Below are 20,511 nucleotides of genomic sequence, written 5' to 3' on the forward strand. Positions count from 1 at the left end.
GACCGTCATGCCTGTCATCCGTCCGCCTGCTGTCGCAGGTCTGTTCTACCCGGCCGATGCCGGCGAGCTGAAACAGGAAGTGCAAGAATATCTCGCCGCTGCACAGCCTTTCGACCTATCCCCTAAAGCCCTGATCGTTCCTCACGCAGGCTACATCTATTCCGGCGCGATCGCAGCAACCGCCTATGCCACGCTGCGCAAGCTCGCCCGAAAAATCCGCCGCGTGATATTGCTAGGCCCCACCCATCGCGTCGCGATACGCGGCATCGCCCTGCCCGGGGTTGACGCATTCGCAACACCGCTGGGACGAATACGGATTGATGTGGCAGCGGCCGACGCCATCAGACATCTGGCGCAGGTCACCACAAGCTCTCACGCGCACGCGCAGGAGCACGCACTCGAGGTGCAGCTGCCGTTCCTGCAAAGCGTGTTGTCCGATTTCACAGTACTGCCACTGGCGGTGGGTAACGCCAGCGCAGCAGAAGTCGCCGAAGTACTCGAATGCCTATGGGACGGTGAGGAAACCCTGATTGTCATCAGCTCCGATCTGTCACACTATCTGCCTTATGCAACGGCGCAGCGCATAGACTATGAGACGGTTCAAGCCATTCTGAACCTGACTCAACCTATTGCACATGAGCATGCATGCGGCGGCACGCCGGTCAGCGGTCTGATTATCGCCGCGGCACACCATCATTTGAGGCCGCATTTGCTGGCACTTAAAAATTCCGGTGACACCGCAGGCGATCGCGACCGGGTTGTAGGTTATGCCGCACTGGCATTCACTGAGGATAGCAACCGTGACTGAGACAGGCTCTATTTTATTAGCGATCGCACGCGCCGCAATTTCCCGCGCGCTGCACATTCCGGGCATCGCCGATGAAAGCGCCCCCTGGCTCACCGATTACGGCGCCTGTTTCGTCACCCTCACCCAAGATAAACAATTGCGCGGCTGTATCGGCTCGCTCATCCCCTATCAATCGCTGCTGGCTGACCTCAAAAGCAATGCCGTCTCGGCAGCCTTGCATGACCCGCGTTTCACGCCGCTGACAGCGGAGGAACTCAGCAGCACGCGTATCGAAATATCCTTGCTGTCCCCCATCGAAAAGATGGAATTTCGCGATGAAGCAGATGCCTTGTCCCAGTTGCGCCCCGGCATCGATGGCGTGATTTTCGAATACGGCCGCTATCGCAGCACGTTTTTACCTCAGGTATGGGAACAACTGCCGCAACCTGCGCGCTTTCTCTCGCACCTCAAACGCAAGGCTGGCCTGCCTGAAGATTTCTGGGATGAAGGCGTCCAGCTGTCCAGATACTCGGTCAGCAAATTCAAGGAGGCCTAAAATGGATGAGCCCATCAGCGCGACAGAACGTTATCCTGCAAAATACTGGCATGCTCTGCCTGACGGGCGCATCCAGTGCGATTTGTGCCCGCGTGACTGCAAATTGCATGAAGGTCAGCGCGGCGCCTGCTACGTGCGAGGACGGGTCAACGATCAGATGGTGCTCACCACCTACGGCAGATCGTCCGGTTTTTGCGTCGATCCGATTGAAAAAAAACCGCTCAACCAGTTTTATCCGGGCAGCAGCATCCTCTCGTTCGGTACCGCCGGCTGCAATCTGGCCTGCAAATTCTGCCAGAACTGGGATATTTCCAAATCACGCAGCTTCGATAAGCTAGCCGATCAGGCCAGCCCCGAGGCGATCGCTCATAGCGCCGTGCAACTGGGTTGCAAGAGCGTCGCCTTCACCTACAACGATCCTGTGATCTTCGCCGAATACGCGATGGATACGGCGGATGCCTGCCATGCAAGAGGCATCAAGACCGTGGCGGTCACAGCCGGCTATATCCACACGCAAGCCCGCAGGGATTTTTTTGCCAAAATGGATGCGGCCAACGTAGACCTGAAGGCCTTTACCGATGCGTTTTATGTCAAACAATGCGGCGCTCGCCTGCAACCCGTACTCGACACGCTCACCTACCTGTGCCGCGAGACGCAAGTCTGGGTTGAACTGACCACGCTGCTGATTCCGGGACTAAATGATAGCGACGATGAAATCGCCCGAATGTGCGACTGGATCGCAGCACATCTGGGCACCGGCGTGCCACTGCACTTCACGGCGTTTCATCCGGATTACAAATTAACCGACCTCCCTGAAACACCGCCTGCGACGCTCGCCCGTGCGCGAAAAATCGCCATCGAGGCAGGATTAGCTTATGTCTATATTGGCAATGTGCATGACCAGACGGGGGATACGACCTTTTGCCCGTCCTGCGGGGCTGCGCTGATCGTACGCGACTGGTACGAAATCAAAGCATACCGGCTCACGCCAGACGGACACTGCCCCGACTGCCACGCCCGGATTGCCGGACATTATGAAGCCTATACGCAGGCATTCGGCCGTCAGCGCATCAGGGTGATGCCTAGCTGAACGATGATGCCTAGTTGAACGATGCGGCCTGGCTGAACGGTCATGCTATCATTCGCTGCCGGACGCTGACCTGATCGCCCGGCATTTTTTCACAAGACCTTCATGACCATTCCTGCACAAAAAATCCTTCTCGACGTTTTTGGATATACCACCTTTCGCGGTGAACAGCAGGCCATCGTTGAACACATCGCCACTGGTGGTGACGCGCTGGTACTCATGCCGACCGGCGGTGGAAAATCGCTGTGCTATCAGATTCCTTCGCTGCTGCGGGCCGGCACGGGCATCGTCATTTCACCGCTGATCGCACTGATGCAGGATCAGGTTGAAGCACTGCAACAACTGGGCGTCAGAGCGGCCTATCTCAATTCCAGCCTGTCGACGGATACCGCACGCGAGGTGCAAGGCCAGTTGATGCGAGGCGAACTCGACCTGTTGTACGTCGCGCCTGAGCGGCTGATGAATGCGAATTTTCTGGGCCTGCTCGAACAGGTGCAGACGAGACATGGACTTGCGCTGTTTGCCATCGACGAGGCGCATTGCGTCTCGCAATGGGGGCACGACTTCCGTCCTGAATACCGTGAACTGACGATTTTGCGGGATCGCTTCCCCGCTGTGCCGCGCATCGCACTGACCGCGACCGCCGATGCACCTACCCGGCGCGAAATCGTAGAACGGCTCTCGCTCGAACAGGCACGCGAGTTTGTCTCCAGCTTCGACCGGCCGAATATCCGCTACAAAATAACAAACAAAGACAGTGTAATCAATCAGCTGCAATACTTTATTAACAAAGAGCATCCAGATGAGGCGGGCATCGTATACTGCCTGTCGCGTCGACGAGTAGATGAAACCGCCGCAAAATTAAAAGCGCTAGGCTGGGATGCGCTGCCTTATCATGCAGGGCTGGACGCGGCAACGCGGGCCGCCAATCAGAGCCGCTTTCTGCGCGAAGAAGGCGTGATCATGGTGGCGACCGTTGCATTCGGCATGGGCATCGACAAGCCTAACGTGCGCTTTGTCGCCCACATCGATCTGCCCAAGAGCATGGAGGGATATTATCAGGAAACGGGCCGTGCCGGCCGGGATGGCCTACCCGCCGATGCATGGATGGCCTATGGTCTGGGCGATGTGGTGTCGATGCGGCAGATGCTGTTATCGGGCGATGCACCGGAAGAACGAAAACGGGTGGAACTGCAAAAGCTCGACGCACTGCTCGGTTTTTGCGAATCGACCGCCTGCCGCCACCAGACCCTGCTGCGCTACTTCGGCGAGTCGCATCCGGGAAATTGTCAGGAGTGCGATAACTGTCTGAATCCCGTACAAGTGTGGGAGGCAACGCGCGAAGCGCAGATGGCGCTGTCCTGCGTATATCGCACAGGTCAACGCTTCGGCGTCGGCCATCTGGTCGATGTGCTGCTGGGCAAAGAGACCGAGCGCGTGACCAAATTCGGCCACAAGCAACTGTCCACGTTCGGCATCGGTGTAGAGCACACGGCCCAGCAATGGAGCAGCGTGTATCGTCAGCTCATCGCAGGCGGATATCTCGAAGCGGATATCGAAGCCTATGGCGGACTGATGCTGACCGCAACGGCCCGCCCCGTACTCAGAGGCGAACAACCCGTATCGCTGCGCCGCGATACGGAACCTGCCAAACGCAAATCGGTTAAATCGGGGACAGAGAGTAAGTCGCGCGAGCCGTTTTCAGGCGCAAATGAGGATAGATTATGGCTCGCACTCAAGGCAAAACGCATGGAACTGGCGCGTGAACAAGGTGTGCCGCCCTATGTGATTTTTCACGACAGCACGCTGCTGGAAATGCACGATCAGCGCCCCGGTAGTCTGACTGACATGGGACATATCAGCGGCATAGGTCAGGGTAAACTTGCTCGCTACGGCGATGATTTTTTGAAAGTGATCGAGGATGTCGCAAACCGCTAAATCATTCAGGCCACAAAATGACCGCGCGCAAATCGCATCAATTCACGCCCATCGACTGAACGGACACGATCAAGCCAGAAAATGTTCAGAAATTTCTTCGTAATATGCCTGCTCCCCGTCCGAAGCAATCCCGAGTTCCTCTAACACCTCAGCGCCTATCTGCCGCCAAACCGGATTTTCGCTATGAGAAATACGATGGTGAAAATGGATCGCCAGTTGCAAAATTGCCACCAGTGTACGCACGACCCCGGGTTCTTCGCGCGGCAATTCATAGTGATACAGGATAGACTTACAAATAAAATCCGGCAATTTCCAATGGCGCGCGATCAAATAACCGATACTGCAATGATCCACATTGAAATGTTTATCCTCCAGACTCAAACTAGGCCCGCATAAATTCGTATCCAGATTAAGCGTGCTGCAGTACTCGGGGAAACGCAGCATTAACACCGGCACCCCGCATTCGTGAAAGATACCCGCCATGTAGGCCTGATCGGGGAAAATATTGCAAACGGAGACGCGTTCACCGGCAATCAGTGCGGCCAGTTTGGCGATTTCATCTGAACGAGTCCAGAATATTTCGAAAGACTTGCGCGTCGAATCTGAAATATGGGTAGACAGACAAATCGCCTGCACCAGATTATAGGTTTGCTTGACACCTACGAGCATCAATACCTGTTCAAGCGAGTCGAATTTTTTATTGCCAAAGACCGGCGAGCCAACGATTTTAAACAGCATCGCGGTAATTCCGGGATCGGTCGAAATCACCTTCGCCAGCGTTTTCATGCTGTAATTCCCCGATGAAAGGGCCGCGTCAAGCGCAATTAACACTTTGGGTTGAGGGGGGAGTTTTATCCCTTTTATCACCAGTTGCTTGATGGCTTTTTCGGTTTCAATGGGCATCGTATTCTTTTCATTTTTCCTGCCCTGCCAGCTTAAAGCGTTCAGGCACAGGAGTTACATAAACCGGCAAGATGCCGCAGTGCGTAATCATAACGTTTAACGCAAATGCTTGCGACCCGCTTTCGGATGCTCGGATGCAAGACAGGCACGACGATAGGATTGCAAGTTTCTCTGCGCACGGCCAAGCAGGGTGCCATGCGGATAATCTCCTTCGCTATCGGCGACACCGGCCGGCACTCCCATCACTCGCTCCATCCCCTCGCGGACATGACTGGCTGAATAAATATGAAACAGACCTTGCCGGACCGCCTCGATGACCCGCGGCGCCACCATCAGGTGACGGCAATTACGCGATGGAATCAGCACGCCTTGCTGCCCATCCAGCCCCGAGGCTTCACAAATATTGAAATACCCTTCAATTTTTTCATTGACCCCGCCTACTGGTAATACTTCGCCATGCTGATTGATCGCACCTGTCACGGCAATTCCCTGCTTGAGCGGCACACCCGACAATGAGGAGAGCAGCGCATACAGTTCGGCACAGGAAGCTGAATCGCCTTCGACACCAAAATACTCCTGCTCAAATACGAGTGATGCGTTAAGCGCCAGCGGTGCAATATGCGCAAAGAGCGCCGAAAGATAATGGTGCAATATGAACACCCCCTTATCGTGTATCGGACCTGACATCTCAACTTCGCGTTCGATATTGAGCAGACCGTCGTTACCGGCAAACGTGCGCGCAGTTACCCTGACCGGAAAACCGAAACGGTAGTCCCCCAGATCCATCACAGTTAAAGCATTGATCTGCCCTAGTGCCTCGCCCTGCACACTGATCAGCACCTCGCCGTCACGGATTGATTCCTGCATGCGTCGGGCCGGGTAATCGTGACGGCGGATCCGGCAGGCTAGCGCCGTTTCAACGTCAATGCGCTCAACTAACGAGGCTGCACGCTCAAGGCAATGTGCTGCACTCTCCATTACCTGTGCCTCTGCTCTGGAAAAATTAGCACTCTGACGCGCCTGATCATCTACTTCGCGGTGCATATCTTCCAGCAGCAAGGCTACCGCCGCGGGTGAAAAATGCGGCAAGCCTAGTTTTCTGCAGCTGTGAGCGACAAATATCGCAAAAGCGCGGCGCGTTTCCTGATTCGTTGAAAAGCTTTCGGCAAAATCCACCTTGACCCTGAAGCGGCGTGCAAACTCAGGATCCTCCTCCTGCAATTCGTAGTACTGTTCGCGTGATGCTACCAATATAATTTTGACTTCAATATCGACCGCTTCAGGCTCGAGCGAGACCGCCGCAATCGGTGCAAAAGTCGTCCCCGGTTCCTCGATTTGTAACTTTCCGCTGCGCAAAAAGCGCTGTAGTTTTTCCCACACCAGCCCATCTGCCAGCAAGTCGCGCAAATGCAACATCAAAAAACCGCCATGCGCCCGCAGCAAAGTGCCTGCCCGTATCCGGGTAAAATCCGTTGCCAGTACGTCATTTTCGGCCTGATATTCGATGCTGCCGAACAGTGAACGGAACAGCGGATTATCATCAATGATCACAGGTGCCCCTTTCAGCCCCTCGTTATCAACCACCAGATTGACCCGATAGCGGGACAAAGTACGCGACAAAGCTGCCATCTTGATCTCGTCGTCGCTATCGGACTCCTCAAACAACTCAATGTTATCGAGCACATCCTGCGAGAGCTGCTCGAAAAAGCTCGAGAGTTTGATAGAGTCAACCATCTGTTTCTTGAGCTGATGGCGGATTGTCTGCAATTCCTGTTCGAGCAGGGGTTTGATCAGTTGGCGTCGCAACGCGGCCAATGCCTCGTTCATGGCACGCTCCATGGGACGCGTCTTCTCGAGGAATCGCGCGATTTCCACCCGCAAAGCCTGCTCAGCCTTATCGATTTCAGCCCTGCGCTCTTTTGGCAAAGCATAAACCTCATGCTCGGTGATGGCATGCCGCTTATCTCCCATCAGGGTAAACACCAGATGACCTGATTCCCGATGCAAAATAAAGTGGTGCGCCTCGGCAAAGGCATCCAGCTCCGCATAGGCTTTGGCCTCATCGGCCTTGTAAATATTTTCAATCCGCGCGCTTTCAGACTTAAAATCCTGACCTCCCAGACGCCGGGGAATTTCGGTTTGCAGTGTTTTACACAGTTGCACCATGAACTGGCGCAACACGCGCCCGTAACCGGCAGGCAGGCGCAAAGCACGCGGACGCTCAGGCACATCAAAATTATGCAGATAACATAAATCAGGAGGCACCTTCCGGGTCGATGCGACGGTATGCATCGCCTGTTTAAGGAGTGATGAACGCCCGCTACCTGTCTCACCCAGAACGAATAAATTATAATCAGGCTGATCCATAGATAAACCGAATCGGGCCGCAGCTTCTGCACGTTCCTGACCTATCCACGGCAATGAGTAATCCAATAATTCGGTTGTATCTGCAAACCCAAGGTCTGCAGGATCAATGGATATACGCAATTGATCGGGTGTTAAAAGGCATGTCGACATAATTTTTTTGTAACGAAATTGCACAGACGGATTGTCACCGAATAATCTGAAAAGTGATAGCAGATTGCATTTATTGGTACACTCTGCCCTGTATTAATTAAACGAATTATTTTTTTCACTGATGGAGCGCTAACATGATCAAAATCCTGCTGTTTATCTTGATGACTCAGCTCTCTCCCATGGCTTTTGCAGACTTTGAAAGCGATCTGACGGCCACTGCAAAAACGGACGCCTCATTGCGCGAGCTGCGCATACGCGCAGACCAAAACGATGCCGAAGCACAGTTCAACCTGAGTTCGCTGTATTTCAAGGGGCAGCAAGTAGAACAGGATTACGTCGAAGCAGCTAAATGGATGCAACTGGCGGCAGAACAGGGCCACGTCCTTGCCGCCTATAACCTTGCGATGATGTATAGCTCAGGACAGGGTGTCGCGGTCGATTATGCCGCTGCTGCAAAATGGTACCAACGATCCGCCGAAGGCGGCTTTGTGTTAGCACAGCTTAATCTGGGTGTCGCTTATGCCAATGGCGAGGGCGTACAAAAAAATGATACTGAGGCGGTCAAATGGTTTCGTCTTGCAGCCGAGCAGAACGATGCGCAGGCACAGTTCAATCTGGGCGTGATGTACGCCAATGGGCAAGGGACAGCGCAAAACCTGATCGAATCCTATCGCCTGTCGAAACTCGCAGCGGCACAGGGACATGAGACAGCCAACCAGTTGATTAGCGATCTCACTCGAAAAATGACGGCCAAACAAATCGCCAGTGCCAACAAGCCGATCAAAAAGAAGCCGGCTGTAGTAACCCCTGAAAAATCGCAGCAGGCATCAAAGCAAAGCCCCCCCCAACAGGCAGACAACAAGGCCACTGAAGTAAGCGAAGTTGCGCCTGTCCAACAAGCCGCTGCAACGCAACCCGTTGCAACACAGCCTGCGGTCGAAGAAGCTGTAAAACCAGTCGCAACACAGCCTGCGGCCGAAGAAGCTGTAAAACCAGTCGCAATAGCCGCTGTATCCGCGCAGTCTTCGGAAACAGCTAACTATTACGTACAAATTGGCGCGTTCAAGTCCAAAAAACAAGCTGCCGACTTTATGGAAAAAACGCGCGCCAAACAAGGCGAACTGGATAAACCCTACAGTCTGTTCAGCAACGAGGGCTGGGAACGTATCCATGTCGGCCCCTACGCCAGCCAAAGTGAAGCGCAACAAAGTGCCGATGCGCTCAAAGTCAAACTGGGCTACCAGCCCAAAGTGCGCAAACACGACTAGCTTCGCGAGCCTAAGGCGCATCAGTATGGTCAAAATCAGTCATTATATTTTCGCCTTTCTGCTTGCCGCCTGGCCGCCTGTCTCCTTTGCGGACTTTGAGGCCGACCTGTCTGATACGGGCAATGTAAAAAACCTGTCTCAGTTGCGTGAACTACATGCCCGCGCGGCGGCGGGAAATGCCGAAGCGCAATTAAATATGGGCGGGATCTTTTGCAAGGGCCAGGAAGTAGAACAGGATCTTGCAGAGGGCGCGAAGTGGTTTCGTCTGGCCGCACAACAAGGACTCCCGCAGGCCCAATTCAATCTGGGAATGATGTATGCGGTGGGGCAAGGCGTTGCACAAAACCCAGCCGAAGCGGTGAAATGGTACCGGATGGCGGCCGAACAGGGCCTAGTACTAGCCCAAACCAATCTGGGCGTAGCCTATATCTCGGGGCTCGGTGTCGCACGTAACGAGGCTGAAGCGGCCCGCTGGATAAGACTTGCAGCTGAGAAGGGCGAGACACAAGCCCAGTTCAATCTGGGCGTGATGTACATCAATGGTCAGGGCGTGGACAAAAATTATGCCGAGGCAAACCGCTGGGCCTCACGGGCGGCGGCGCAAGGCCATGAAAATGCCCGCGCGCTGATGCTGGATTTAAACAACCGGCTCAAGTCTGAAAAATCCATCGAACGCCCTATCGATGCAGGCGGCGAGACAGATAATCTAACGCATTATTACCTGCAACTTGCCGCCTTTAAATCAAACAAAGAGGCTGAAAAATATATCGAAAAAATGAGGGCTCAATTAAACCCAACAGGACATACGCTCAGCATTTTCTCAACCGATGGTTGGGTGCGCACCCAGCTGGGTCCCTATCTCAGCCTGAATGAGGCAAAAAACCAGGCCGTTAAATTAAAAGTCGTGCTGGGCTATGAGCCCTTACTTAAAAAACACTAACAAATTCTGGGTAACTGTTCACCTGCCAGCCAGTCGACGATGCGCCGACCGCCCAGCTTCGTTGTCATCTGCACAAATCGCTCCGCACTCACCTCCCCGATGATCGCAGCCTGACGGGCCTGCGGGTGCGCGCGCATCACCGAGAGCAACTTGTCAGCATCCCCGGGCGCGCAAATCGCCACCAGCTTCCCTTCGTTCGCCACGTATAAAGGATCTAAGCCCAAAAATTCGCAGGCCGCCGCGACCGTTGTATTGACCGGGATCGACGCTTCGTCTATCAGCATGCCGACGCCCGATTGACCGGCAATCTCGTTGAGTGTAGTTGCCAACCCGCCGCGGGTCGGGTCGCGCAGCACGCGCAAGTTTGCACCCGACGCCAGCATCGTCTCAACCAGCGTATGCAACGCCGCCGTATCCGATACGATGGGCGCATCAAAGCTCAAATTCTCGCGCTGCGAGAGCACCGCCATGCCGTGATCGCCTATCGTGCCCGACAGTAGGATTTTGTCGCCCGCAATCGCAAGGTTGCCTGACAGGTTAATGCCGTCTCTGACGATACCGACCGCGGTGGTGGTAATATAAATACCATCCCCCTTGCCCCGCTCAACCACCTTGGTGTCACCTGTGACAATGGGCACGCCCGCCTGCATGGCCGCCTGCGCCATCGAATCGACGATGCGTTTCAAATCGGCAAGCAACAGCCCTTCTTCGAGGATAAATGCCGCTGACAGATACAAAGGCTGCGCACCCATCATCGCCACGTCATTGATCGTGCCGTGTACCGACAGACAGCCGATATCGCCCCCCGAAAAAAATAACGGCGAGACCACATGGCTGTCGGTGGACATCACCAGTCGCCCTGATACGGCGGGCATCACCGCACCATCATTGCCTTGCGCAAGAAAGACATTATCGAACGCAGGAGCGATCAATTCCGCGATCAAGTGCGCCATCGCACGGCCGCCGGCGCCATGCGACATTTCAATGCGGCCATTTTTCAAATCCAGCGGTCGCGCATACTGTTTAGCGATGCTCAAGTTGCCTCCCCGCGAAATCGCCCGTAGGAATAATATGCCGCGCACGCCCCTTCACTGGACACCATGCATGAGCCGACCGGATTTTCCGGCGTACAGACCGTGCCGAAAATCCGGCATTGCGACGGCGTTTTTTCACCGCGTAAAATGGCGGCGCATTCGCAGGCCTTATGATCTGACACGGGACGATAGGCTGCGGAAAATTTCACTTCCGCGTCATAGGCCGAAAATTCCGCACGCAGCTTTAACGCGCTGTGCGGCAAAGACCCCAGACCGCGCCAGTCGAACGTATCGCGCAATTCGAACACCTGCGCCACCAGCGCCTGCGCCTTCAGGTTACCTGCCCGGCTGACCGCGCGGGTAAATTCATTTTCAACACTGGCACGTCCTTCGTTGATCTGACGAACCAGCATCAAAATGGCCTGCATTACGTCCAGCGGCTCGAATCCGGCGATCACCACAGGCTTGGCATAGACATCGGCGAATACCTCGTAGGGCTGGCTGCCAATCACGGTGGATACGTGTGCCGGGCCAATAAAACCGTCCAGCGCCACGCCGCCCGCAACAATCGCGTGCATTGCCGCCGGGGTCAACACATGATTGCACAGAATACTGAAATTTTTAAGCTTCTGAGCTGCCGCCTCAACAATCGCAACGGCAGTCGCAGGCGTGGTGGTCTCAAAACCGATCGCCAGAAACACAACTTCCCGATCCGGATGCTCGCGCGCAATCGTAAGTGCATCCTGAGTCGAATAGATCATACGCACGTCGGCGCCCTGAGCACGGGCACGCATCAGCGTCAGATGATCTGAGGCAGGTACCCGCATCAGATCGGCGTAAGTGCACAGGATGACACCCGCCTCGCACGCCAAGCGGATCGCCTGATCCACCCGACCGATCGGCAACACGCACACAGGGCATCCGGGACCATGGATCAGTTGCACACAGGATGGCAGCAAATCCGCTAGTCCATAACGGGATATGGCATGTGTATGTCCGCCGCAGAACTCCATCAGGCGATAGTCGCGCGCGGGGTTCACTGTTGCCGCAATGTTGTCAGCAATACGCCCGGCCAAGGTGCCGTCGCGAAATTCGTCGATGTATTTCATGCGAGCGATGAGTCCGGCGCATCCGTCATCGCATTAAATTCAGCGAACAGCGCCAGCGTGCGTTCTGCTTCCTCAACGTCGAGTCTTTGCAATGCGTAGCCGACATGCACGATCACATAGTCGCCTACCGCCACCTCGTCGAGCAGCGCCAGTGAGATTTGTTTGCGCACCCCGCCCAGGTTGACGATGGCACTGTGCTCAGCGGTGAGTTGTTCGACGCGGGCGGGTATGGCAAGACACATAGTCTATCCTTAATATACGGGGCAAAATTATAATGCGGCTCAGGTCTTTTTCATGCGATTGTAGTCAGCCCATGCTGCGGCCACCTGCCCGCCCGGATGGGCAGCATCACCGGTACCAAACTCCTGCTGCAACGCGGCGGTATTGTCCTCGATGTAATGAATACCCCGGTCCAGATTGCCTAGCTGTTTTGAGAAAAAATTGCCGTCGGATACCAGCAAACCGGCCGACTTGGCAAAATTTTCACCGAACGTTTGCACCGTATTCACGACCCCTTGCCGGTTGCTAGCCTGCATGGATTCAAGTCTGGCCGTATCGAGCGATGCAAGATGCGTCACAGGATCTATCATCAACCCCAGATCCCCCATCCCCTGCACGCCATCGCCTGCGCCAAAAAATCGATTCTTGAGGTTCTGTTCCAGCTCATATTGGGAAGCCTCTGCCGCCTGCGTGCCGGCAAGCAATCCGCCCTGCTGCGTATCGGGAGCAAATCGCCTGACCCAGTTATTGTATTGCCCGACAAAACCCAATAGACGAAGCTTGGTGCTGTCATTGCCGGTCGAACTGCTAATGCCGGCCAGATTTTTACCCGCGTCCTGCAGCTGAGAGACATCCGCTTTCATCTGGCTCAACTCCCAATACTGTGCTTTAAAAACAATCTCCATGTTATTGATAGTAGACATCATTCTGTAAGCAGAATCGGCGTCAGCCAGCGCAGTATTGCGCCCTGTCGCGGATAAGCCTTTTACATTCACCACACTCGAACTCGCCCCCACTGACGGCGTCAACAAGGTCGCGTCCGAGCTACCAGCTGCAACCAGCATCTGAAACAAGCCATCCCATGCACCATCATTCCGTGCGCTCGCGCTGGAATTTATCACGAAACTTAAAGCCTGAGCCTTAAAGGCTGTAATCGAATCGGGTGGAATGGTCATGTTTACTCTCCTAGCGATTGTTTAAAATCAATCTCCCATGCTGATACCTAAATGACGGGCGCTCTGTATCCAGGGGTGATCTTGCGGCACTGTTTTAACTTTTCCGGCCACCTCCTCCAGCAGCACAGCTTGCGTCGCATCGCCCCTTGCCGCCACCATCACGCCGAATTGTCCCTGATCAATCAGATCGGCACAGGCAGTTCCGAGTCGCGTCGACAACAACCGATCTGCAGCAGAAGGAATACCGCCACGCTGCAAGTGCCCCAGGATGGTAATCCTTGACTCGAGTCCGGTCAGTAATTCGAGTTGCTTGGCCAGACGCACCGTTTTCTCCGCGTACTGCAGTTCTGGCGCAGACTCGACGACGGCTTTTTTGCCCTCTTTATGTTTGCTGGCATTTCTCTTTTTCACAACCTCTGCCAGCGTCGCATGTTCCTGCAAAGACAGCGCACCTTCAGCAATCGCGACGATACTAAAGCTTTTTCCCCGACGGCTGCGCTCACGAATCGCTTCGGCCACGCTTTCCACAGCATAAGGGACTTCCGGAATCAGGATCACATCAGCACCGCCGGCAATACCGGCACCCAGCGCGAGCCAGCCGGCACGATGCCCCATGATTTCCACCACGATGATGCGGTGATGGCTGTGCGCCGTACTGTGCAGGCGATCAATCGCATCGGTGGCAATACCCAAGGCCGTGTCAAAACCAAAGGTGATATCGGTCATCGCGATATCGTTGTCTATGGTCTTGGGCAGGGTAATCACGTTCAGACCGCGCTCTTTCAGACGCAAGGCATTTTTCTGTGTGCCGCCACCGCCCAGACAAACCAGCACATCCAGATGGTTGTCGTAGTAATTTCCAACGATCACATCGGTCATATCCATCTGTTTTCCACCGATTGGCATGCGGTGGGGCTTATCACGACTGGTGCCGAGCAACGTACCACCCCGTGTCAGAATATCAGACAGATCAGCAGCTTCGAGCCGCATTGTGCGGTTTTCCATCAGTCCGCGAAAGCCATCGCGAAAACCAATCATTTGCATACCGTAATGATTAAGCGCGGCCTTGCCAACACCGCGGATTGCGGCGTTCAGACCGGGACTGTCGCCACCAGCCGTTAAAATTCCAATATATTTTGCCACGACTTGCACTCTTAATTGATGTTGAGTCGCCATAATCAACCATCAACCCGGTCAGGTCAACGTCGTTGACACAAGACAGAGTAAAAAAATCGCTTGTACAGCGCTTAATTTCCGCAGGCTTAGCGCTGATTGATCGCAACCCAGGCCTGTCCAAGTGAAATTCCGCCGTCATTAGGCGGCAGCAATTGCGCGCTCAACACCTGCAAGCCTTGTTTCGACAAACCACTTGTCAAGGCTTCCGACAACAGGCTGTTGAGCAAGCAGCCGCCGCCCAGCGCCACGCAACCGATACCCGTTTTTTGCGCCGCATCGGATACCCAGGCGATTAGGCCGCCGGAGATAGTCGCATGAAACAAAGCCGCGCCGAAAGACGGATCGTTGCAGCTGGCGAGCTGGCGAAGGAGGGACTGAAAATCCAGCACCCCATTCTCTGCCAGCCTGTAGCCGCCGTCCAAAGGCTTAACTTCGCCTTGTCTGACGGCCAGCGCTTCGAGATGCATCGCCGCCTGCCCCTCATAGTGCTGAATCTGACTCACGCCGAGCAATCCGGCAGCGATATCGAACAGTCGCCCCATGCTGGAACTTTGAGGACAATGAAGCCCCCGAGCCAGCATCGCCGCAACCGTGGGGGCTGCCGGCTGATTCGAAAAACGCTGAAGGATTTCCGCGCCCTTACCCATCTCAAATAACGCCGCTGACGCCATGCGCCAAGGCTCGCACGCGGCACGATCCCCGCCCGGCAGCGCCACAGCGGCCAGATGCCCCAACCGTTCAAACTGGGCCCCCGATACCCGCAGCAACTCACCGCCCCAAGATGTCCCATCTGTCCCCCAGCCCGCGCCATCCAAGGCCAATCCCAAGACGGGCTGAGTGACAGCGTACTCGGCACAGATCGCATTGATGTGCGCATGATGATGTTGCACCGCAATCATCGGCACACCGCGCGCGGCGGCAAACCTTGCCGCATATTGGCTGGTATAGCAATCAGGATGCAGGTCGTGCGCCACGCACTGTGGCTCAACATCGAAGATGTCGCACAAGTGCGTGACGGTTTCATCCAGCATGGCGCGCGCACCGGCATGATCCAGATCGCCGATGTGTTGCGAGACAAAAGCTTCATTCCCCCGTGTCACGCAGACGGTATTTTTAAGCCCGCCACCCAGCGCCAGCACGGACGGTGCCGCGAAGGGCAACAGAATCCGGCGCGGCGTATAACCGCGTGCCCGGCGAATGAATTGAAATTTTGGCGCCTGTGGCACCACCCGCATCACGCTGTCGTCGCAGCGATGCAGGATATCGCGATCATGGGTCAGATACCCGTCCGCCAGACGGGAGGCTCGTGCCTCGTCATCATTGATCACCAGCGGCTCGCCGCCCGCATTGGCGCTGGTCATCACAAGCGCAATCTTCGTAGCCTGTTGTAGCCAGTTAATCCCGTCGGGGTGCCCCAGCAATTCATGAAACAACAGGTAGTGCAACGGCGTATAAGGCAACAGCAGTCCGATATGAGACAAATCAGGCGCCACACAAGGCAAATCTTCATCGCAGGCGGGGTGTTTACCGAGCAGCACGATAGGACGCTCCCCTGTCTCGAGCAGGAACGCCTCATCCGCCGAGACCACCCCATAGTGTTGTGCCGAGCGTGTGTTGAGCACCATCACCGCAAACGGCTTTTCGTCGCGCTGCTTTAAAGCGCGCAGCCGGTTAACCGCCGCCTGATTATCTGCCATACAGACCAGATGAAATCCGCCCACCCCTTTGAGGGCGACAATCTGCCCGGCGCGCAGCAAGCTTGCTGTTTGGACAAGCGGATCCGCCGTCTCAACCGGCTGAAAATCAGCATCGTACAATTGCAGCGTAGGACCGCAAGCAGGACATGCATTAGGCTGCGCGTGAAAGCGACGCGTTTCGGGATCATCATATTCGCGCTGACACGCCGGACACTGCACGAATTTGTCCATGCTGGTGTTGGCGCGGTCATAGGGCATACGCCGGGTCAGCGTGTAGCGCGGCCCGCAATGAATGCAGTTGATAAACGCATGACGGTAACGCCGGTCGGCGGGATTGAATAATTCGGCGAGGCAATCAGGGCAAATCGCCATGTCGGGCGCAATGCTGGTTTGCATCACTCCGCCCCGACTGGCCAGAATGCTAAAGCCCTGCACATCAAATACCTGTGGCGTCAGTTCGTAGCTGACCTGCTCGATGCGGGCAAGCTTAGGTGGCTCACTTTGCAGGCGCGCGATCAGGTTTAAAATGCGTTCTCGTTCGCCTTCAACGCAAATTTCAACCCCGCAACTGTCATTGCGCACCCAACCTGCCAACGCCAATTCATGCGCCAGACGGTAGACAAAGGGGCGAAAACCCACGCCCTGCACCTGACCTGACACGCGAATTTTAGCGCAAACCGTCATGCCTGCCGGCTCATCCTTTTGCATCCGGCTCTGATCCAGTCGAGCCACTCAGCCATTCCCTCGCCAGTAGTTGCAGACAGACGTATCACGTGCAACTCAGGATTGATGCGACGCGCATAGTCGATGGCCAGATCCGCATCAAACTCAAGGTAGGGCAGCAAATCACACTTGTTCAAGATCATCAGATCGGCAGCGCGAAACATATCAGGATACTTGAGTGGTTTGTCTTCCCCTTCGGTCACCGACAAGATCACCACTTTGTGCGCCTCGCCCAGATCAAAACTGGCAGGACACACCAGATTCCCAACATTTTCAATCAACAGCAGACTGTTATCAGACAGGTTCAGTTGATGCATCGCCTGCCCCACCATCAGTGCATCCAGGTGACAGCCGCGTCCGGTATTGATCTGAATCGCCGGCGCCCCTGCGGCACGAATTCGCTCGGCATCATTTTCGGTCTGCTGGTCGCCCTCGATCACGGCAAGGGGGAGCCCGCCATTGAGCGCCGTAATGCTTTTAACCAGCAGAGTCGTTTTGCCAGATCCGGGACTCGATACCAGATTGAGTGCGAAGATGCCATGATCGGCCAACATCCGCCGATTCTCAGCGGCATAATCGTTGTTCTTGGCAAGAATATCGCGCTCGATTTTAATCATGCGCGAGGGTTGAATCTCTGCGGGTTCAACTGCCGGCAAAGGTTCAATTGCCTGAGGCGCGCGAAATTTCAATGTCGCGCCCGATTTTTTGGACTGACGAAGCACATGACCGCCAATCAGCGTCTGACCGACGCCACAACCACACGTTACACACATAAAAACTTTCCTTTGCAATTCTGTCACCGGACACTTGTAAACCGAAGCTACCTTAGCCACATTGCAGCTTAATGACGCTAAAAGAGCGCTGTTGAGTGTACTCCACTCGCAAATGATTCAGCGAAAAATTCAATAGCTCAGCGTCACGATGATCGAATCGCTATAGTTTCCCGCAGGAATTGCCTGATTGCCAAAAATTCGCCCGTAAACCGTATAGTTTCTGACATTCAGGCCGCCAACCCCGCTGTAACTGTCAGATAAAATATGACTTCCCGCATTGCCATCGCCCCAAATTTTCGTACGCGCGGCATCAAGATAGTTGTTGTAATTAATGACATACCCGACATAGCCCATTTTCCGGGCGCCATACGCGCCGCTGCTTCCGCTGTTCAGCACAATGGTATACGCAATAGCCTGCCCCTGCGCCGCATCGCACGCGACCGATATATTTCCCATCCCATCAAGGGGTGCGTAACTCGCCGGGGTATAAGCGCCGTAAGCCACATTGGTGACGGATATATTGCAGACCGCTTCCGCACCGCAGGACGTACACGCAAGCAACACAGAAAGAATGAATCTCACGGCTGTATTCCTTTACATAACAAGGGACCGATATGCGGCAAGGGCCCCGGATTTTCCGGCAGATTGATTTCAAGGTCGCACTGCTGGTTGTTCCAACTGGCCTTGATCCGACTCTTCTTCGCCAACCCGGTCAGATAGGCCTCGCCCAGTAAAGCGACCTGAAATTCATCCGTGCTGCCCTCTATGGTGATGACCGTGCCATTGGGCAAGGGCTGACCATTCTCGGCAACGAATCTGACCAGCGCGCCTATAGAGAGCTGGACTGAAAACTTCAGGCTGACGCCGCTGCGGTAATGCGGCGTCGCGTACGCCTCGCTTGTTTCGATTTGCGCCTCAATCGGCAAATCCTTCGTGTCGATGGTAATCCTGCTTTTTTGATAGGAAGGCAGTCCGGGCAAAATGGCATTCCCGTCACGATCGGTGTGCGCGGCAAGTTGTCCATTCAAATAAACCGGTACGTTTGCAAATCCCGGCACTTGAGCTAACACAAAGCTATCGTATGACCGACGTGACATCAACACATTCCCTTGCAAAAATGTGACGCTGCCGTTAGCGGTGAAGCGATAACTGTTCAGGCGCCCCATGCGCCCGACATCAAAAATATAGCTACCATAGTCGGTCTGCAGGGTTATGCCGGCCTCCTCGCGTTCGACCTGACCGCCGCCTGCCAGTGCTCTAAAACCGATACCGGCACCGAAGGGGGCACTTTTTTGCATCTGCACCGTCGTATTTTGCGCGCCCTGCTGCGAAATGAAGTTAGTGCTGGCAAAAATGCCATTATCCAGCGGATACGCTAAAAACAAGCTGACCATTTGATTGGCAGGCCCGCTGAGCGCACTAAACAAGGACAACGAAACGGAGGCCTTGCCACCTATCGATTTTGAATAGCTCGTCGTTATGTATTCGCCTATCGGCAACACGCCGGTTTTCTGGTAGGTATAGCTAATACCAAAGGACCCTAGTCCCGTATAAAACCCCATATTCGCCGTCAGTCGCTGCATCTGACCCGGCACGCTAAGACCTAACTGAGTAAAGTGATTACTGGCTGACTGCGCACGCACACCAAAGTTGATTCCGCCAAACGCCTGATGATCCACACCCAGCAAAAAATAATTGCCATTGCCAATCTGGCTGTTACTGACTGCGGCGGCGGCGGTGAGCGCCAGCGATACCGGGGGAATATAGGTCGCCGCTAATCCCGCCGTTTTTTGATCCGGCAACACTTCTAGGCGCCACTCTGTAGTCAGTTTATCGCTCAGCCCTCGCCTTTGCGTTCCGACTAGCATCGGCCTGCCATAATTCGCATTCTCGAGTCCAAAGTTATTGCGTATTAAGCCCAGTTCAACCGTGTAATCCTCGACGCCGGGACGCAATAAATTAGGTGTCAGATAGAATGGTTGAGTAATCACCTGCTCCTTCCCCAGCATATCTTTGACGACGATTTTTGCCTCACCGGATCCTGTGATAACGGGAAAATTATTGATCTGAAAAGGGCCCGGGGTGATGGCCTGACTCATCTGACGATTACCGTTGATATACACCTCGGCCATGCTAGGGAGCGCCGCCTCTCCTGTAAAGGCCGGCAGCGGAATCGTCACAAAGCCCGGTTGTGTTGCAAAATTGGTGCCGAACTGAATCCCGGCAAATTTGACAGGCCGCCCCCAAATGCTGCTTCTGCCATTGGCATCGCCCAACACGAGACTCCTGCGCTCTTCCGAAAAATCCCGGGTCCAGTTGGTTTCGAGCCTGATTAGCCTAGGCGATAGATTTACCTGATTCAAATTACTGTATAAATTCTGACCGACAAAATTACTCAGCCCCGCGCCCCAACGGTTAAACAGACCCAGTTCAAATTGACCGTTAATTTGCGTTTGATTCAAGTTACTCGAACGGTTGTTTGTGCCATAAAAATCATAGTTTAAAAAGCCACCCGTCTCCTGCAGGCTAGACACTGTGCGCTCCTGCTGACTCGCAAAGATGTTGGGCTTAAATGCGGCAGGGTCAAATTCAAGCGCCAGCTCCTGATTGGCCTCGTCGAGTTTAAATCGATACCCTTGGGCGAAGCTTAGCGGGTAATAATCTACATTCATCGATTTGACCGGTGTTGAATCAACTGGATTCAATCCCCATTGTTCAAGAACCTCTGCCCGCGCAAAATACCCAGCCGATTGCGAATAGAGGATCGTTCCCATCCCCATGTCTTGACCGTTAACTTTAATTGAATAAAGTTGTAGCGTGAAAGGAAA

Annotated in this window: 17 protein-coding genes; 6 read left to right on the forward strand and 11 right to left on the reverse strand. The window is 54.6% G+C overall.

Annotated elements, in window-relative coordinates; genetic code table 11:
• Positions 1-7 precede the first annotated feature (7 nt).
• The 4 genes from amrB (at position 8) to recQ (ending at position 4,368) form a co-directional block, all read left to right on the forward strand.
• Complete coding sequence (gene amrB, locus GALF_RS07775) at positions 8-808, forward strand: AmmeMemoRadiSam system protein B (RefSeq protein WP_013293517.1); 801 nt, start codon at positions 8-10, stop codon at positions 806-808.
• Complete coding sequence (amrA, locus tag GALF_RS07780) at positions 801-1,343, forward strand: AmmeMemoRadiSam system protein A (RefSeq protein WP_013293518.1); 543 nt, start codon at positions 801-803, stop codon at positions 1,341-1,343. The genes amrB and amrA overlap by 8 nt, the downstream gene beginning before the upstream one ends.
• Position 1,344: 1 nt before the next feature.
• Positions 1,345-2,433 carry an AmmeMemoRadiSam system radical SAM enzyme gene (gene amrS / locus GALF_RS07785; protein WP_013293519.1) on the forward strand — a complete coding sequence of 363 codons (1,089 nt, stop codon included), beginning with the start codon at positions 1,345-1,347 and terminating at the stop codon, positions 2,431-2,433.
• Between the two features lie 102 nt (positions 2,434-2,535).
• Positions 2,536-4,368 carry a DNA helicase RecQ gene (gene recQ, locus GALF_RS07790; protein ID WP_013293520.1) on the forward strand — a complete coding sequence of 611 codons (1,833 nt, stop codon included), beginning with the start codon at positions 2,536-2,538 and terminating at the stop codon, positions 4,366-4,368.
• A gap of 69 nt (positions 4,369-4,437) precedes the next feature.
• Here recQ and GALF_RS07795 read toward each other — a convergent pair whose 3' ends face one another.
• Positions 4,438-5,271 carry an HDOD domain-containing protein gene (locus tag GALF_RS07795; RefSeq protein WP_013293521.1) on the reverse strand — a complete coding sequence of 278 codons (834 nt, stop codon included), beginning with the start codon at positions 5,269-5,271 and terminating at the stop codon, positions 4,438-4,440.
• Between the two features lie 96 nt (positions 5,272-5,367).
• Positions 5,368-7,788: a Lon protease family protein gene (locus GALF_RS07800; protein WP_013293522.1), complete on the reverse strand. Its 2,421-nt coding sequence runs from the start codon at positions 7,786-7,788 to the stop codon at positions 5,368-5,370.
• Positions 7,789-7,922: 134 nt separating this feature from the next.
• On the opposite strand from GALF_RS07800, the gene GALF_RS14970 reads away from it, so the two are divergent.
• Both GALF_RS14970 and GALF_RS14975 read left to right on the forward strand, forming a co-directional pair.
• Positions 7,923-9,056, forward strand: a complete 1,134-nt coding sequence (locus tag GALF_RS14970) for an SPOR domain-containing protein (protein WP_013293523.1) — start codon at positions 7,923-7,925, stop codon at positions 9,054-9,056.
• A 25-nt stretch (positions 9,057-9,081) separates the two neighbouring features.
• The gene (locus tag GALF_RS14975; RefSeq protein WP_013293524.1) at positions 9,082-9,996 is read left to right on the forward strand and encodes an SPOR domain-containing protein; all 915 of its coding nucleotides are present in this window, start codon (positions 9,082-9,084) and stop codon (positions 9,994-9,996) included.
• Here GALF_RS14975 and hypE read toward each other — a convergent pair.
• The 9 genes from hypE to GALF_RS07855 all read right to left on the reverse strand — a co-directional run bounded on the left by hypE (position 9,993) and on the right by GALF_RS07855 (position 20,457).
• Entirely contained in the window at positions 9,993-11,033 is a 1,041-nt protein-coding gene (gene hypE / locus GALF_RS07815; RefSeq protein ID WP_013293525.1) for a hydrogenase expression/formation protein HypE, read from the reverse strand. The two genes, GALF_RS14975 and hypE, sit on opposite strands and share 4 nt — an antisense overlap.
• A complete protein-coding gene (gene hypD, locus GALF_RS07820) occupies positions 11,030-12,139 on the reverse strand; it encodes a hydrogenase formation protein HypD (protein WP_013293526.1) in 1,110 nt (369 codons plus the stop codon). The genes hypE and hypD overlap by 4 nt, the downstream gene beginning before the upstream one ends.
• Positions 12,136-12,381 carry a HypC/HybG/HupF family hydrogenase formation chaperone gene (locus GALF_RS07825; protein ID WP_013293527.1) on the reverse strand — a complete coding sequence of 82 codons (246 nt, stop codon included), beginning with the start codon at positions 12,379-12,381 and terminating at the stop codon, positions 12,136-12,138. The genes hypD and GALF_RS07825 overlap by 4 nt, the downstream gene beginning before the upstream one ends.
• A 39-nt stretch (positions 12,382-12,420) precedes the next feature.
• Positions 12,421-13,314: a hypothetical protein gene (locus GALF_RS07830; protein ID WP_013293528.1), complete on the reverse strand. Its 894-nt coding sequence runs from the start codon at positions 13,312-13,314 to the stop codon at positions 12,421-12,423.
• A gap of 27 nt (positions 13,315-13,341) precedes the next feature.
• Positions 13,342-14,457, reverse strand: coding sequence for an ATP-dependent 6-phosphofructokinase (locus tag GALF_RS07835; protein WP_041938374.1), 1,116 nt, complete (start codon positions 14,455-14,457; stop codon positions 13,342-13,344).
• Between the two features lie 119 nt (positions 14,458-14,576).
• Entirely contained in the window at positions 14,577-16,919 is a 2,343-nt protein-coding gene (hypF, locus tag GALF_RS07840) for a carbamoyltransferase HypF (protein WP_223293683.1), read from the reverse strand.
• Positions 16,868-17,683 carry a hydrogenase nickel incorporation protein HypB gene (gene hypB, locus GALF_RS07845; protein ID WP_013293531.1) on the reverse strand — a complete coding sequence of 272 codons (816 nt, stop codon included), beginning with the start codon at positions 17,681-17,683 and terminating at the stop codon, positions 16,868-16,870. Before hypB ends, hypF begins: the two co-directional genes overlap by 52 nt.
• A 129-nt stretch (positions 17,684-17,812) precedes the next feature.
• The gene (locus GALF_RS07850; protein WP_013293532.1) at positions 17,813-18,265 is read right to left on the reverse strand and encodes a Csu type fimbrial protein; all 453 of its coding nucleotides are present in this window, start codon (positions 18,263-18,265) and stop codon (positions 17,813-17,815) included.
• Positions 18,262-20,457, reverse strand: coding sequence for a fimbria/pilus outer membrane usher protein (locus tag GALF_RS07855; RefSeq protein ID WP_190274059.1), 2,196 nt, complete (start codon positions 20,455-20,457; stop codon positions 18,262-18,264). Before GALF_RS07855 ends, GALF_RS07850 begins: the two co-directional genes overlap by 4 nt.
• Positions 20,458-20,511: the final 54 nt, after the last annotated feature.

The sequence above is a fragment of the Gallionella capsiferriformans ES-2 genome (assembly GCF_000145255.1).
Classification (GTDB): Bacteria; Pseudomonadota; Gammaproteobacteria; order Burkholderiales; family Gallionellaceae; genus Gallionella; species Gallionella capsiferriformans.

Excerpts from the sequence above, each read along its gene's own strand:
- amrB (WP_013293517.1), top strand. The coding sequence starts at position 8 with ATGCCTGTCATCCGTCCGCCTGCTGTCGCAGGTCTGTTCTACCCGGCC.
- amrS (WP_013293519.1), top strand. The coding sequence starts at position 1,345 with ATGGATGAGCCCATCAGCGCGACAGAACGTTATCCTGCAAAATACTGG.
- recQ (WP_013293520.1), top strand. The coding sequence starts at position 2,536 with ATGACCATTCCTGCACAAAAAATCCTTCTCGACGTTTTTGGATATACC.
- GALF_RS07795 (WP_013293521.1), bottom strand. The coding sequence starts at position 5,271 with ATGCCCATTGAAACCGAAAAAGCCATCAAGCAACTGGTGATAAAAGGG.
- GALF_RS07800 (WP_013293522.1), bottom strand. The coding sequence starts at position 7,788 with ATGTCGACATGCCTTTTAACACCCGATCAATTGCGTATATCCATTGAT.
- GALF_RS14970 (WP_013293523.1), top strand. The coding sequence starts at position 7,923 with ATGATCAAAATCCTGCTGTTTATCTTGATGACTCAGCTCTCTCCCATG.
- GALF_RS14975 (WP_013293524.1), top strand. The coding sequence starts at position 9,082 with ATGGTCAAAATCAGTCATTATATTTTCGCCTTTCTGCTTGCCGCCTGG.
- hypD (WP_013293526.1), bottom strand. The coding sequence starts at position 12,139 with ATGAAATACATCGACGAATTTCGCGACGGCACCTTGGCCGGGCGTATT.
- GALF_RS07825 (WP_013293527.1), bottom strand. The coding sequence starts at position 12,381 with ATGTGTCTTGCCATACCCGCCCGCGTCGAACAACTCACCGCTGAGCAC.
- GALF_RS07830 (WP_013293528.1), bottom strand. The coding sequence starts at position 13,314 with ATGACCATTCCACCCGATTCGATTACAGCCTTTAAGGCTCAGGCTTTA.
- hypB (WP_013293531.1), bottom strand. The coding sequence starts at position 17,683 with ATGTGTGTAACGTGTGGTTGTGGCGTCGGTCAGACGCTGATTGGCGGT.
- GALF_RS07855 (WP_190274059.1), bottom strand. The coding sequence starts at position 20,457 with ATGGGAACGATCCTCTATTCGCAATCGGCTGGGTATTTTGCGCGGGCA.